This window comes from Vreelandella lionensis, from assembly GCF_044543515.1.
GTDB lineage: Bacteria > Pseudomonadota > Gammaproteobacteria > Pseudomonadales > Halomonadaceae > Vreelandella > Vreelandella lionensis.
This window is the reverse complement of sequence record NZ_JBITWC010000003.1, coordinates 159,780-173,624: the sequence shown is the minus strand read 5'-3', so window position 1 is coordinate 173,624 and position 13,845 is coordinate 159,780. Positions and strand designations below refer to the sequence as shown.

Genomic DNA, 13,845 nt, shown 5'->3' with positions numbered 1-13,845 from the left:
ATAAACAGTCAGGCGTCGTTACTGCGGCGTCTGACTTCAACGCAGCAGGCTCTTATACTGAAACGATACGCCCCAGAAGCTCATTGAAAAGGACGACTCCATGCGCTCATTGTTCACACCTGCCATGGTTGCCGGTTTATCAACGGTAGCTATTTCTATGGCCACGCTCTCCACGGCCAGTGCCAACGACCCCGTCGTGGTCTCTTCTAAAATCGATACCGAAGGCTCGGTGCTAGGCGAGTTGATTATTCAGACGCTGGAGCGCAACGGTATTCCCGCGGAAGATCGCCTGCAGCTTGGCGGTACAAGCGTGGTTCGCAGCGCGTTGCAGGCGGGAGAGATTGATCTTTATCCCGAATACACCGGCAACGGTGCTTTCTTCTTTGATATGACCGATAGCTCGGTATGGAACAGCGCTGAAGACGCCTACCAAACCGTCCGTGAGCGTGATGCGGAACAGGGCTTAATTTGGCTTCAACCAGCAAGTGCCAATAACACATGGGCCATGAGCATTCGTCAGGATGTGGCCGAAGCCAATGACTTAACCACGTTGGATGATTTGGCTGCTTATCTTGCCGACGGCGGGGAGTTCAAATTTGCCGCCAGCGCCGAGTTTGTGGAATCCGCCCAGGCGTTACCTGCTTTCCAAGAAGCCTACGGCTTTGAGCTAAGCGATGACCAACTGCTGGTGCTTTCTGGTGGCAATACGGCTGCAACGATGCGTGCAGCGGCTCAGCAAACCAGCGGTGTCAATGGTGCCATGACCTACGGGACCGACGGTGGTTTAAGCGCTTTAGGCCTTGTCGTGCTCGAAGACTCTAAAGGCGTTCAGCCGGTGTATCAGCCAGCGCCCGTGGTGCGGGAAGAGGTGTTGAATGCCTATCCGGAGATGGAGAAACTGCTTAATGAGGTATTTGCCACGTTAGACCTAGTGACGTTGCAAGAGCTCAACGCAGATGTCGCGGTGAATGGTTTCTCGCCGGATCAGGTCGCCAGTGACTATCTCGACAGCCTGGATGACTAATGAATGTCGTTAATCGACGCCTTACCCTCGCCATCGTTTAAACGACGCCCATGGCACCCGAATGTTGTGTTGCTGTGCCTAAGCGGTGCCATGCTGGCTGCCGCTTGGTTGTTAAGCTTTGTCAGTGTTGCCCCTAATCGCATTGTTTCCGGCACGGCTTTTGGGATAGTAGACGCCATTAGCTGGCCGGGCGCGGCACTGGTATCGCTGCTCTTTACTGCCATGGCGGCGTTGTCCTCTGTGCCTACCCCAAGACACTACCGAGCGATGCTGGGCATCATCATACTCACCTTACTGTTGATGCCGTTTGGCTTAATGGTGGCAGGCCACTGGTTGGTCGACCCCTCATTACCCCAAGCACGACTCGGCATTGGCGCAGCCTACTGGACCGTGCTGTTCGTACTGTTGCTGTGTTTGGTGGAGCTACGCCTACGCTTAGGGTTATCCCGCTGGTGGCCCACGCTGCTGCTGGCAGGCGTGGGCATTGCTTGGTGGGGATGTGCCGCGCTGTGGCTAGATCGTCTTGCCCTCGTGCAAGAGTTCCAGGCCCGAGAAGGGCAGTTTTATCAGGCCGTTGGTCAACATATTGCCTTGGTGGGCACAGCCGTGGGCGTTAGCGTGGTGCTGGGAATGCTGTTAGCGATGCTGATGCGCCGCTATCAGCGCCTGCAAAAAATCGCGTTTACACTGCTGAACTTTTTACAAACCATCCCAAGTTTGGCGCTGTTTGGGCTACTGCTAGCGCCGCTCGCTTGGCTGGCGGCTAACGTACCCCCGCTGGCAGCGTTGGGTGTCAGCGGTATCGGCAATGCTCCAGCGCTGATTGCGTTAATTGCTTATAGCCTGCTGCCCATGGTGCGTAATACCTACATTGCTCTGGAAGAGGTCAGCGCTGAGACGCTCCAGGCCGCTAAAGCCATGGGTATGCGTACCGGGCAGCGTTTTTGGCAGGTGCGTTTTCCATTGGCGCTTCCCGTACTGTTAGAAGGCGTGCGCATTACGGCTGTACAGGCGATTGGGCTAACGGCAGTGGCGGCACTGATTGGTGCTGGCGGTCTAGGGACGTTTATTTTTCAAGGGCTGGGTCAAGCCGCCATGGATATGGTGCTACTGGGCGCACTGCCCATTCTGATCTTGGCACTGATAGTGGATGCAGGATTAGGGGCGTTGGCAGACGCGCTGCGTCCCGGAGGACAGGAATGATAGAGCTTTCCCACGTTTCAAAACAGTTTGGTGACGATACCGCGGTGGAAGACATCACGCTGCGGATCGCAAAAGGAAAGTTCTGTGCGTTGGTCGGTACCTCTGGGTGTGGTAAATCTACCACCCTGCGCATGATCAACCGCCTGATTGAACACTCCAGTGGTGACATCTTCCTTGATGGCCAGGCGATAGAACAGTACGACCCAGTAAAACTACGTCGGCGAATCGGCTATGTGATCCAGAGTACCGGGCTGTTTCCCCACTGGAACGTCGCGCGCAATATTGGCTTAGTACCTCGGCTGCTGAAATGGCCCGCTACAGAAATTACCGCCCGTGTAGAGGAACTGATGGGCGTACTGGGCCTGCCAGTGGGCGAGTTTGCCCATAAATATCCCCATCAGCTCTCCGGTGGCCAAGCGCAGCGGGTCGGGGTGGCCCGTGCCTTAGCCGCAGACCCCGATATACTACTGATGGATGAGCCGTTTGGTGCTCTGGACCCAATTACCCGGGAAAAGCTTCAGGATGAGCTGGCCAAGCTACAGGCACGGTTACACAAAACCATTGTGTTCGTGACCCACGATATGGATGAAGCGCTGAAGCTAGCAGACCATTTGGTCGTCATGCGTGATGGCCGTATTGTCCAGCAGGGCACACCGCTGGCACTGCTTCAGCAGCCCGCTGATCCGTTTGTGGAATCCCTGCTCGGTGGGCTTGAGCGGGGGTTGAAGCAGGCGGCGTTAACGCGCGTAAAGGATCATATGACATCGCTTGGGCCTACTTTGCCGGCACAATCTCGAATTCCCGCCGATTTCTCGCTGCGCCAAGCGCTTTCCATGATGCTGCGGGACCACTGCGACCGCTTAACCGTGGTGGATCAAGGCGATGTGCCAATAGGGGAGCTTTCGCTGCGCCGCATCGTTAAAGAGGCGCAGTTGGATAAGGTGAGCCAACGTGACGCGTAATTCTGCCACCGTCAGCCTGCCTAACGCACCGAGCATTCAATGGTTTCTGCCGCTTATTTGGGCCGCACTACTGGCGGTGTGCGTCGCCGGCATGCCGCTCCTAGAGGGCCTGTTTCGCTGGGTAGAGCCTGACGCCCGGCAAGTCGTCTATGATCGCGCGGCGTTTTACGAGCTGCTGGGCCGCCATGTGTTAGTGGTTGGCGTGGCGGCAGTGGTCACCATTGCGGTTGGTGTGGCGGCAGGTATTGCCGTTACCCGCGAGCGAGGGCGGGATTTTTTGCCTCTGGTGGGGCAGTTGGCGTCGCTTGGGCAAACGTTCCCTCCGGTAGCGGTGCTGGCGCTGGCGGTGCCCGTTCTGGGCTTTGGTACGCTGCCTATTATTGTTGCGCTGATGCTCTACGGGCTGCTGCCAATCGTACGCAATACGCTGGCGGGCATTAACGATGTTGACGCGACCATCAAAGAGGCGGCCCAGGCGATGGGCATGACGCCTTGGCAGGTGCTGCGTCACGTGGAGTTGCCCCTGGCCGCCCCGGTAATTCTGGCAGGGGTGCGTACTTCGGTGACTATTAATATTGCCACTGCGGCACTCGGTGCCACTGTCGGGGCCAGTAATCTGGGAGACCCCATTATCGCGGGTATCGTTAATGGCAATATGGCCTACGTGCTGCAAGGCGCGCTGCTGATTGCACTGCTGGCGCTGAGCGTGGATAGCGCCTTTAATGTCTACCAGCAGCGGCTGCGCCAACGCCTCTCTGCTTCTTAAGTGCTCTCTGCGTCTTAAGTTGAATCCCTAAACGGCTTGCACTGAGTTACTGTCCAAGTGTTGCGTTGACCCTTGTCAGATAAATCCACTGGCATAAAAGGTCATGACCGACAACACTGCCCTCAAAAGGGGTAAAAACAAGGACAATAATGATGACTCAGTACGTACACCAACCGGCTTTCATGACCGGTGATGAATTCTCGATCGAGACGTTCAGTCTACTCAATCCGGATGGTGAGCTGTATCCGGGTGGCGAAGAGCCCGCGCTCACCCGAGACCACGCTCGTAGGCTGTATCAAGCCATGTTAGCCACGCGTATTCTTGATGAGCGCATGATGGCTGCCCAACGCCAAGGCCGACTCAGTTTCTATATGCAGTGCACCGGTGAAGAAGCCGCCGTGGTGGGTGCTGCTGCCGCGCTAGATGACGCCGATATGATCATGGCCCAGTACCGCGAACAGGGTGCCTTGATGTATCGCGGCTTCTCTATCGATGAGTTTATGAATCAGCTGTTTGGCAATGAGCTTGATTATGGCAAAGGCCGCCAAATGCCGATTCATTACGGTTCTCGCAAGCTGCACTATATGACCATCTCTTCCCCGCTAGCGACCCAGATTCCCCAAGCCACCGGGTATGCTTATGGCCAAAAGCTGGCCGGTGAAGGCCACTGTACGCTGACCTTTTTTGGCGAAGGCGCAGCCTCAGAAGGGGACTTCCACGCCGCGTTGAACATGGCCTCGGTGCATCAGGTGCCGGTGATCTTTTTCTGCCGCAACAACGGCTACGCTATTTCAACTCCCTCCACAGAACAGTTTGCCGCTGATGGCATTGCTCCCCGTGCCTTTGGCTACCATATGCACGTGATTCGCGTAGATGGTAACGACGCCTTAGCGGTATATGAAGCGACCCGCCAAGCGCGAAAAATCGCCGTTGAGCAGAACCAACCAGTGCTGATTGAAGCCATGTCCTACCGGTTGGCTGCCCACTCATCTTCGGATGACCCGTCGGGCTATCGCGCTAAGAGCGAAGAGGAAGCGTGGCGCGTGAAAGATCCGCTGCTGCGTATGCAGCGCTGGCTGGCTAAGAAAGGCTGGTGGAGCGATGAAGAAGAAGCTGCCCAGCAGGAGAGTCTGCGCCGCGAAGTGCTGGAAACCATGAAGCGCGCCGAGAAACGCCCGCCGCCGCCACTGGAGTCGTTAATCAGCGATGTTTACGCCGATGTGACACCTGCGCTGCAGGGCCAGCTGGATCAGTTGAAGCGCCATATTCGCCGCTACCCAGATGCCTACCCGCGCGGCGCAAAATCGCTAGATCTGACGCTTTCGTCAGCCACTGATACTCAGGGAGAGGCGTAATATGGCGACGATGAATATGCTCCAGGCGATTAATAACGCGCTGGATATCGCCATGGCGGAAGATGAAAAAGTCATCTGTTTTGGTGAAGACGTGGGTATTTTTGGCGGTGTTTTCCGAGCCACCAGCCATTTACAAGAGAAGTACGGCAAAGCGCGCTGCTTTAATACGCCGCTGGTGGAGCAAGGCATTATTGGTTTTGCTAACGGACTGGCCGCACAAGGCTCTGTACCCGTCGCTGAAATCCAGTTTGCGGATTACATCTTCCCCGCATTTGATCAAATCGTTAACGAGACCGCCAAATTCCGCTACCGCTCTGGGGATCTCTTCAACGTAGGCGGGCTCACCATTCGCACACCCTATGGCGGCGGCATTTCCGGGGGCTTATACCACTCGCAATCTCCTGAGGCGTACTTTACCCACACGCCGGGCTTAAAAGTGGTGGTACCGCGCAACCCCTATCAAGCCAAAGGGCTGCTGCTGGCGGCGATTCGTGACCCCGACCCCGTGCTGTTTTTAGAGCCAAAACGGCTCTACCGCGCCGCAGTAGGTGAAGTGCCTGATGAGGATTACCAACTGCCAATTGGTGAAGCAGAAGTGATCAAAGAGGGTACCGACATTACCCTGGTGGGCTGGGGTGCGCAGATGGAAGTGATCAGCAAAGCCGCCGAGCTTGCTGAAGAGCAGGGAATTGCCTGCGAGGTCATCGACCTGCGTTCGCTGCTGCCCTGGGATGTGGATACCGTGGCAGAGTCGGTATTCAAAACCGGCCGTATGATTGTTAGTCATGAAGCGCCGCTCACCGGCGGCTTTGCCGGTGAAATTGCCGCGACGATACAGGAGCGCTGTTTTCTCTATCTGGAATCGCCGATTACTCGGGTTACCGGGCTGGATACGCCTTTCCCGCTTGTGCTGGAGAAAGAGTACTTGCCCGACCACCTGAAAATTTTTGAAGCGATTCGCGAAAGCGTGAACTTTTAGCGCCAGGGAGAACAGCCATGAGTGATTTTTTACTGCCAGATATCGGTGAAGGCATTGTTGAGTGTGAAGTGGTGGAGTGGCGCGTGGCCGAGGGCGACACCATCGAAGAGGATCAGCCGATTGTCGAAGTGATGACCGACAAGGCGCTGGTGGAAATCACCGCGCCAGAAGCCGGGACGGTCACCAAGCTGTATGTGCCCCAGGGGAAGATCGCCAAGGTTCACGCGCCGCTTTATGCATACCAAGCCGCCGGTCAGATGAACAGCGATACTGCTGCTACCGAGCAGGCACCTTCAGCGCCGCCTAGTAGCCACGGGGTGGCCGCTAATGAAAATAGCCCGCCGCCTAAAAGCCAAGCCGTTACCCCGGCTGCTGCAGGCAAAGTGCCCGCTAGCCCTGCGGTGCGCCGCTTAGTACGCGAGCACAGCCTAGCCCTGTCGGAGATCTCAGGCAGTGGCAAAGATGGCCGAGTGCTGAAAGAAGACGTGCTAGCGCACCTCAACGCGCCAGCGGTATCTCACCAAACGGCCAGTGTTTCGATGACTTCAAGCACCGGCTTAGCACCCTCAAAAGTAGAGCCGCTGCGCGGCGTGCGGGCGGTGATGGCCAAGCGCATGGTAGAGGCCGCTAGCTCCATTCCTCATTTTCATTACGGTGAAGAGATTGATGTCACTGAGCTGTTGGCGCTGCGCGAGCGGCTCAAGCCGCAGGTAGAGGCGAAGGGCGAACGGCTCACGCTGATGCCGTTCTTTATGAAAGCGATGGCGCTGGCCGTGGCGGAGACGCCGATCATCAATGCACAGTTAAACAGCGAAGCCAACGAGCTGAGCTACTACGACCAGTGCAATATCGGCATGGCGGTGGATAGCAAAGCGGGGCTTTTGGTCCCTAACGTGAAGGGTGTCGAGGGCTTAACGCTGTTTGAGATTGCCAAAGAGGTCGGCAGGCTAACCAATGCCGCGCGGGAAGGGCGCGTGGAGCAGGCGGATCTAAAGGGCGGCACCATCAGCATCTCCAACATTGGTGCCCTCGGGGGAACCTACGCTGCGCCGATTATTAATGCGCCGGAAGCCGCCATTGTGGCCATTGGCAAAACCCAGTGGCTGCCGCGCTTTGATGAGCACGGGGCTGTGCAGCGCCGGGCAATTTTGACGGTCACGTGGGCAGGCGATCATCGCTTTATTGATGGCGGTACCATTGCTCGTTTTTGCAACGCCTGGAAAGGCTTTCTCGAGGCGCCGGAAAGCATGCTGCTTCATCTGGCCTAACCGTGTAGGCACCTTGCTATGAGCCAGGCACCGCTGCAGCAGTTTTACATACCCGAAGAGCAGTCGGTGTACCTGCTAAGCCATCACGATGCGCGAAAGCTAAAAGACTGGGTAGCGCTGTGCCAGGCACAGCTTGCCCAGTTGGGCTATTCGAATATCGAGCTGATTGGTAAGGGGGCTTACGGGTTTGTGTTTGCGGGTAGCGCTTGGCAGCAAGGCGTCAAGGCGCACTACGTGTTCAAGTTTTCACGCATTACGCTGCCCACTCATTTACAAGAACGCCTCGAAGAAGAGGCGTTTATGCTTGATCAAGTGTCACACCCTCGGATACCTAAACTCATCGCTTATCAGCGCTCACGCGGCCAGTCGATTCTGGTCATGGAGCGTGCCCCTGGCTGGAATCTGGAGCAAGTGTCGCTCAAGCAGGGAAAGCTCCCACCACGATTGATCGTGCGCATTGCCGCGCAGCTGGCGGATATTCTCAAAGCGCTGCGTCGTGAAACGGGCCCACATGTACGGCCGGTGGTACATGGCGATATCAAGCCTTCCAATCTCGTTTTCGATGCGGTCAGTGAATCCATCGCGCTGATCGACTGGGGCTCATCGGTGTTCGCACAGTTGGATGAATCGCTTCAGTTCGTGGGTGCCAACGTAATGGAGTTGATGTCGGACAATCTGCAGCAAACCAATGCACGGCTGGGTGATGTCTATTTTATCGGTGAAGAGCAGTTGAACGGAGCGCTCTCGTCGCCACGGTTCGACGAGCAGGGGGCGGCAGGTACGCTCTATGCGCTAGCGTCTGCGCAGTCCTGTCGTTTTGGCCATCGAGCGATTCCAGCAAGCGCATTGGGGTTGCCGATCGAGTTCGCGCGCACGCTGGATGGCATGCTCGACCCCGACCCACAGGTGCGGCGTAAAGCGGGGGATTACTTTATTCGTGAAATGCCGCGCATGGCGAAGCTGGTTATGGTTGACCTGCCAATCGCCCCCCAAGCGCCGCTAGTGCCCGTATGGGGAAAAGGCCTGCGTCGCCCGGCTAGCCAAGAGATCGATACCGTGGTGTACAGCTCACGAAAGGCTTTTTTACGCGAGGCAAGCGCTGAGGAGACGTTAAACGACGTCAACGATGTGCAGCTTGATCGCTACTACAAACAGTTTATGCAGGGCATGGGAGAAACCGAAAAAGCCTTTTTGGCCTCGGTGAGCCGGTTGGGCAAATACCCGGTCGTCGGCGGTTTAGCGGTGCGCTGGGAGCGGGAGGGGGTCTATATCGATTCGTCGCTCAACCTGCATGACCCAGCGCTAAAGCCCGCGTTTATCGAAGCGGTGAATAACATGGTGCACTTAGCACGGGCAATTCATCGCCAGGGGGTATTTAAAAGCTGCCTGTTCAATGCCCGCCAAACGCTGCACTTAGAGCGTGCTAGCCCTGAGGAGGCGTTTCACTGCCAGCCAGAGATGGCGATTAATTACGAAGTGAGCGCGGTGCCGGAAATGGAGGATCGCACCCGGCAGCACAGCTACTTTGAAGATGGCCCGGACCCAGAAGAGCTATTGGTGCTGCCGGATACCATTATGCAGATGCTTCAGCGGCTCAATGAGATCCACCATACCGGCATGATCATCTTTGAAGCGCTGCCCAAACATCTCAAAATCCATAGCTACTATCGGCTGCTCGACCCCCAACGCGAACAAGAGTTTCGAAGCCTACTGAGCCGAATGCTGGCCGCTGTCAGTCAAATCGAGGGGCTGGGCGTGTCAGGGTTTATGAAGATGCCCTACAAGGACACACGTTTTTTTACCCACTTAGAACGGCAGCCAGAGCACTTCTACCCCAAAGACCCAAAAGAGTATGTGAGAAAAAGCGCCTTGCCCGCGCCGCCGCGTTAGGCGGCACTGTTAATCCGGCGCGTTTGTGATTAGCCAGCTCGCCAACTGTTCGGTTAAACGGTCGGTGGCGCTACCAAAGGCGTTCACCACATCGGGTATCTCAGTGCTTGTGGCGCGCTCCCGAATCGCAAAGCTGGTGGAGGCCACGGGCTGTTGGTCCGCGCCGAGTAATTGAACGTCTAACTGCAGGTTAACGCTTGGCGGAGAGGTGTCGTACTCGCTCTGAAAGTGGCGCAGCTCGCTTAATAGCAGCAAGTCGTGAGGGAGCCGGTCGCTGCTCACGTTGGCGAACAGCTCTTGCTGCTGCAGGCCTGCAATCAGCTGGGCCTGCAGCATGTCCGGCGCATCTTCATGCCAGCGAGCACCCTCATACACATTGACCACATTGCCTTCGGGAAACACCACGATACGATTGCTGCTGAGCAGGTGGCCCGCTTCTGGTGTAGCGATACCCAGTCGCTCTGGCTGCGTGATGGTGGCAGGGTCGCTCTGCATCGTGGTAGCAGGCAAGCGATACAGCGTCGATGGCGCTTTCTCCGGTAAAATAGAGCAGCCCGAAAGGGTGAATAGGGCGCTTAAAAGAAAGCCGTTACGTAAAGCGTGCATGTTCATGGGCGGAACTCCTCTACTTGGTCGCGGCCTAGGAAAAAGTCCGTGGGGCTCTCTTCAAGTTCCCGCGTAATGCGGTCAAGGGTGGCGAGTGTCGAGCGTAACGCCGCTAGGGCCGGGGCAATGTCGCGAGTGCTTTGTAGAGTGCCTTCGACAGCACCCGCGTTATCGTTCACCAACTGTTCTATCCGCTGGGCAGCGCTGGCAACATCGCGGCTGGCGCTCTCTGCGCTGCGCATCACCTGCTGACCTTCCTGCCTCAGCAAGCGGTTCGCCTCTAGGCTAAGCGATTCGATACTTTCAAGCGTGGTAGAGGCTTGGCGTGACACATCGCCAAAAAGCGCCATGTTTTCATCCAGGGCAGACTGCTGAGAGGCAATCATCTCGGTGATTTGGGCAATATTGGTCAGGATATTGCCTGCTTGCTCACGATTATTGTCATCGAAGAGCTCGTTCACACTCTGCAAAATCGCGTTGAGGTTTTCGACCATCTCTTCGCCTTCGTCAAACAGCGTAGCAATAGGCGACGGGTCGGCTTGAATGAAAGGCGTATCGTCGCTGCTTTGCGCTAGCAAGCGTTGGCTTTCTGGGGTGCCGCCATAGAGCTGCACGGACATACTGCCGGTAATGCTGGCAAAGGCTAGCTTTGCGCGGGTATCCACTTTAATCGGAGTGTCTTCATACACGCGAATAAGCGTGATCACTTGGCGTGGGTCGTCAGGATTGAGGGAAAGCTCGGTGACATCGCCCACTTCAATGCCGTTGTATTGCACCTTGCTACCCACCGAGAGGCCGCTGACGCTGCGCTCGAACAAAATGCGGTAAGGTTGATAGTCGCGTTGGCCAGCCGCATAGCTCATCCAGAGCGCAAACAGCAGGGCGGCAGCGGCCGTTAGCACGGTAAACAGGCCAATCAAAATATGGTGCGCGCGGGTTTCCATGTGCGTCACTCCTGAGCAGATGTTGGGCCAGCAGAGCGCTGTGCAGCGCGTCCACGCGGTCCATTAAAGTAATCCTGTACCCACTCGTCGTCCGTTTTCGCGACGTTTTCCAGGGTATCCACCACCAGAACGCGCTTTTGCGACAGCACAGCGACCCGGTCACAGGCCGCATAGAGGGTATCGAGGTCGTGGGTGACCAAAAAAACGCTAAAGCCCATTGCATCGCGCAGCGTGACCAGCAGTTGGTCAAACGCGGCGGCCCCAATGGGGTCGAGTCCTGCGGTAGGCTCATCGAGAAACAAAATATCCGGGTCCAGGGCGAGTGCCCTGGCAAGCGCGGCACGTTTCACCATGCCCCCAGAGAGCGATTCTGGAAATTGTCGGGCGGCATGAGGGGGCAGGCCTACCAGCGAGAGCTTGATACGCGCCAGATACTCGGCCTCTTCCCTAGAGAGTTTGGCGTGCTCGATAAGCGGCAGCGCAACGTTTTCTTGCAGGTTGAGCGAACTAAACAGCGCCCCACGTTGAAAGAGCACCCCAAAGCGCCGCTCGACCTGGCTGCGTTGGGACTCACTTAACTCATTTAACCGCTGGTTCAGCACTTCTACTGTGCCGTCATTTGGCCGCTTTAAGCCCACAATACTGCGCAGTAGAACTGATTTACCGGTACCTGAGCCGCCGACAACGCCGAGAATTTCGCCTCGGTAGAGGGTCAAGTCCAGCCCTTCGTGAACGACGTTGTCGCCAAATCGATTCACCAGCCCTTGCACGCGAATAACCGCTTCATCGCGCTCGGGCTGTTGAGGCATCTCTGAATATCGCTCGGTCACCAGCCCATCTCCATGAAAAATAGCGCCGCTAACGCATCTATCAGAATCACCATAAAGATGGACTGCACCACGCTTGAGGTGGTGTGAGCGCCTACCGATTGGGCACTGCCGCTAACTTTAAACCCTTCTAGGCAGCCAATGACGGCAATCACAAAGGCAAATACCGGCGCTTTGCTCAAGCCGACCAGAAAATGAGTGACCGACACGTCTTTTTGCAGCGTGGCGATGAACTGACTCACAGAAATATCCAACGATAGGGTGGCCACCACCGCGCCGCCGACGAGACCGCTCACCATGCCCACAAACGCTAGCAGCGGTAGGCTGATCAACATCGCCATCACCCGGGGAAGTACTAGCAGCTCAATCGGGTCGAGTCCCAATGTTTTGAGGGCATCAATCTCTTCGTTGGATTTCATCGCGCCAAGCTGGGCGGTAAAGGCGCTGGCAGTGCGGCCTGCCAAAAGTATCGCGGCCAAGAGCACGCCAAATTCCCGTAAAAATGAAAATGCTACGAGATCAATGGTGTAAACCGTTGCACCGAAGTCTTGGAGCACCGTGGCTCCTAAAAACGCCACCACTGCGCCCACCATAAAGGTTAAGAGCGCAACGATAGGTACCGCATTCAAGCCACTTTGCTGAATATGCGCGACGGTAGCGGTAATACGCCAGTGGCGGGGTCGAAACAGAAGTGAGGCAAACGTGGCCAGCACCAAGCCAATGAAAGCCAGTAGCTGGCGCTGCTGGGATCCCAGCGCCACCATTTGCTGGCCCACTGTCGCTAAGGCTTCGCTAATCCGGTTGGGTCGGGGTGGGGGGCTCTCAAGCGGAGCGTCCATAGCCTCGGCAATGCGTATCAGCAAAGCCTGCTGCACCTGGGGAAGATCGCTGGCCCAGTCGCCAATCTGCTTGGTTTTTTCAACACCAATTAGCTCAACGATCAGCGCCGCACCGGCGGTATCCAGCCCCTCAAAGCCGGGTAGCGACAGCGATGCCGAGCTTAGCTGACCCTGCTGCTGTAGGGCGCGCTTCAGCTCAGCGTAGTGGCGTAGTGTCCATTCGCCGTGCAGCGAGACACGCTCGCCCTGTTGAGTGATCCACTTGTTTGGCATCCCTGCTCCTCAGTGCCTTCACATGCAGTGAAGGCCTATGATGCAATCAAACGAGCGTTAGTGAAAGGTAAGCCGTCGTTTCTTAACGTGACGCACGATACTTGGGGGCCAGCTCCTGCTTAATTTTCGCTGCTACTTCCTTGAGTCTGGGGCCAAGGTTGTTGACCAATCGATCATGATCTAAACGCAGGCTAGAGCCACCGCAGTTAATCGCCATCACTTCGGCACCATCTTCTAAAATGAGCGGCATGGCCACGGCGCTGATATCCCGCTGCCAATCCTGCTCAGAGAGGCAAAAGCCGTACTCGGCATAGTCGCGCAGGCTCTGCTCAATACCGTCATGAAGGCGCGGCCAATCGCTGCCGTGAAACGCGGCTAGCTCTTGCATTACCTGTTGGCGGCGCTCGTCAGTTAATCCGCACAGCCAGGCACGGCCAATCGCCGAAGTCGCAATCGGTAGACGAGAGCCGACATCCAAGCGAATAATCAGCGGCCCGTGGCCGTGGCAGGTTTCCAGATACACCATGTCGCTGCGGTCGGCACCGCCCAGGCTCACGTTGCAGTCGGTGGCGTCGGCAAAGTGCTGTAAATGGGGGCGAGCAATTTCGCGAATGCCCATATTGGCCAGAAAGCGGTAACCCAGCGCCAGCACACCCGGCCCGAGGCGGTACTTCTCCAGGTGGCGGTTGTGTTGCAGGTAGCCTAACTGGGTCAGCGTATAAGTTAACCGGGACACCGTGGGGCGGGGGATGTGGGTGCGATTCGAGAGCTCTGCATTGCCCAGGTACTCTTCCCCTGTTCCAAAAGCGCGGAGCAGTTCTAACCCCCGCGCAAGCGCGGTGACAAAGTTGCGATCTTTTTCGGGTGATTGCGGCTCATCAGCAGCGGCGTCGGTTGGTTCCATCAAGC

At 56.7% G+C, this 13,845-nt stretch carries 13 protein-coding genes; 8 read left to right on the top strand and 5 right to left on the bottom strand.

Annotated elements, in window-relative coordinates; translation table 11 throughout:
• The first annotated feature begins 124 nt into the window (after window positions 1–124).
• The 8 genes from osmF (at window position 125) to ACIGG6_RS02870 (ending at window position 9,447) form a co-directional block, all read left to right on the top strand.
• Window positions 125–1,024: a glycine betaine ABC transporter substrate-binding protein OsmF gene (gene osmF, locus ACIGG6_RS02905; RefSeq protein ID WP_399842094.1), complete on the top strand. Its 900-nt coding sequence runs from the start codon at window positions 125–127 to the stop codon at window positions 1,022–1,024.
• A gap of 3 nt (window positions 1,025–1,027) precedes the next feature.
• Entirely contained in the window at window positions 1,028–2,227 is a 1,200-nt protein-coding gene (locus tag ACIGG6_RS02900) for an ABC transporter permease (protein WP_399842066.1), read from the top strand.
• Window positions 2,224–3,189: an ABC transporter ATP-binding protein gene (locus tag ACIGG6_RS02895; RefSeq protein WP_399842062.1), complete on the top strand. Its 966-nt coding sequence runs from the start codon at window positions 2,224–2,226 to the stop codon at window positions 3,187–3,189. The genes ACIGG6_RS02900 and ACIGG6_RS02895 overlap by 4 nt, the downstream gene beginning before the upstream one ends.
• On the top strand, window positions 3,179–3,955 hold the full coding sequence (locus ACIGG6_RS02890) for an ABC transporter permease (protein ID WP_399842060.1): 777 nt from the start codon (window positions 3,179–3,181) through the stop codon (window positions 3,953–3,955). Before ACIGG6_RS02895 ends, ACIGG6_RS02890 begins: the two co-directional genes overlap by 11 nt.
• Window positions 3,956–4,107: 152 nt before the next feature.
• Window positions 4,108–5,310 carry a thiamine pyrophosphate-dependent dehydrogenase E1 component subunit alpha gene (locus tag ACIGG6_RS02885; RefSeq protein ID WP_399842057.1) on the top strand — a complete coding sequence of 401 codons (1,203 nt, stop codon included), beginning with the start codon at window positions 4,108–4,110 and terminating at the stop codon, window positions 5,308–5,310.
• A gap of 1 nt (window position 5,311) precedes the next feature.
• Window positions 5,312–6,289 (top strand): alpha-ketoacid dehydrogenase subunit beta, encoded by a 978-nt coding sequence (locus ACIGG6_RS02880; RefSeq protein ID WP_058576352.1) that lies wholly within the window; start codon window positions 5,312–5,314, stop codon window positions 6,287–6,289.
• Window positions 6,290–6,306: 17 nt separating this feature from the next.
• Window positions 6,307–7,557 carry a 2-oxo acid dehydrogenase subunit E2 gene (locus ACIGG6_RS02875; protein WP_399842054.1) on the top strand — a complete coding sequence of 417 codons (1,251 nt, stop codon included), beginning with the start codon at window positions 6,307–6,309 and terminating at the stop codon, window positions 7,555–7,557.
• Window positions 7,558–7,575: 18 nt separating this feature from the next.
• Window positions 7,576–9,447, top strand: a complete 1,872-nt coding sequence (locus tag ACIGG6_RS02870; protein WP_399842051.1) for a protein kinase domain-containing protein — start codon at window positions 7,576–7,578, stop codon at window positions 9,445–9,447.
• A gap of 9 nt (window positions 9,448–9,456) precedes the next feature.
• On the opposite strand, the gene ACIGG6_RS02865 is transcribed toward ACIGG6_RS02870, so the two are convergent.
• From ACIGG6_RS02865 to ACIGG6_RS02845, 5 genes are all read right to left on the bottom strand, one after another.
• On the bottom strand, window positions 9,457–10,059 hold the full coding sequence (locus tag ACIGG6_RS02865; RefSeq protein WP_399842048.1) for an ABC-type transport auxiliary lipoprotein family protein: 603 nt from the start codon (window positions 10,057–10,059) through the stop codon (window positions 9,457–9,459).
• Window positions 10,056–10,997 (bottom strand): MlaD family protein, encoded by a 942-nt coding sequence (locus ACIGG6_RS02860; RefSeq protein WP_399842045.1) that lies wholly within the window; start codon window positions 10,995–10,997, stop codon window positions 10,056–10,058. Before ACIGG6_RS02860 ends, ACIGG6_RS02865 begins: the two co-directional genes overlap by 4 nt.
• Before the next feature lie 5 nt (window positions 10,998–11,002).
• Window positions 11,003–11,806: an ABC transporter ATP-binding protein gene (locus ACIGG6_RS02855; protein WP_399842091.1), complete on the bottom strand. Its 804-nt coding sequence runs from the start codon at window positions 11,804–11,806 to the stop codon at window positions 11,003–11,005.
• Window positions 11,807–11,823: 17 nt separating this feature from the next.
• Window positions 11,824–12,936, bottom strand: a complete 1,113-nt coding sequence (locus ACIGG6_RS02850) for an MlaE family ABC transporter permease (protein WP_399842042.1) — start codon at window positions 12,934–12,936, stop codon at window positions 11,824–11,826.
• A gap of 82 nt (window positions 12,937–13,018) precedes the next feature.
• Window positions 13,019–13,840: an IclR family transcriptional regulator gene (locus tag ACIGG6_RS02845; RefSeq protein ID WP_399842040.1), complete on the bottom strand. Its 822-nt coding sequence runs from the start codon at window positions 13,838–13,840 to the stop codon at window positions 13,019–13,021.
• Between the last annotated feature and the right edge of the window lie 5 nt (window positions 13,841–13,845).

Bases quoted from the DNA above. Each gene is read 5' to 3' on its own strand.
- osmF (WP_399842094.1), top strand. From the start codon at position 125: ATGGTTGCCGGTTTATCAACGGTAGCTATTTCTATGGCCACGCTCTCC.
- ACIGG6_RS02900 (WP_399842066.1), top strand. From the start codon at position 1,028: ATGTCGTTAATCGACGCCTTACCCTCGCCATCGTTTAAACGACGCCCA.
- ACIGG6_RS02895 (WP_399842062.1), top strand. From the start codon at position 2,224: ATGATAGAGCTTTCCCACGTTTCAAAACAGTTTGGTGACGATACCGCG.
- ACIGG6_RS02885 (WP_399842057.1), top strand. From the start codon at position 4,108: ATGACTCAGTACGTACACCAACCGGCTTTCATGACCGGTGATGAATTC.
- ACIGG6_RS02880 (WP_058576352.1), top strand. From the start codon at position 5,312: ATGGCGACGATGAATATGCTCCAGGCGATTAATAACGCGCTGGATATC.
- ACIGG6_RS02875 (WP_399842054.1), top strand. From the start codon at position 6,307: ATGAGTGATTTTTTACTGCCAGATATCGGTGAAGGCATTGTTGAGTGT.
- ACIGG6_RS02870 (WP_399842051.1), top strand. From the start codon at position 7,576: ATGAGCCAGGCACCGCTGCAGCAGTTTTACATACCCGAAGAGCAGTCG.
- ACIGG6_RS02865 (WP_399842048.1), bottom strand. From the start codon at position 10,059: ATGAACATGCACGCTTTACGTAACGGCTTTCTTTTAAGCGCCCTATTC.
- ACIGG6_RS02860 (WP_399842045.1), bottom strand. From the start codon at position 10,997: ATGGAAACCCGCGCGCACCATATTTTGATTGGCCTGTTTACCGTGCTA.
- ACIGG6_RS02855 (WP_399842091.1), bottom strand. From the start codon at position 11,806: ATGCCTCAACAGCCCGAGCGCGATGAAGCGGTTATTCGCGTGCAAGGG.
- ACIGG6_RS02850 (WP_399842042.1), bottom strand. From the start codon at position 12,936: ATGCCAAACAAGTGGATCACTCAACAGGGCGAGCGTGTCTCGCTGCAC.
- ACIGG6_RS02845 (WP_399842040.1), bottom strand. From the start codon at position 13,840: ATGGAACCAACCGACGCCGCTGCTGATGAGCCGCAATCACCCGAAAAA.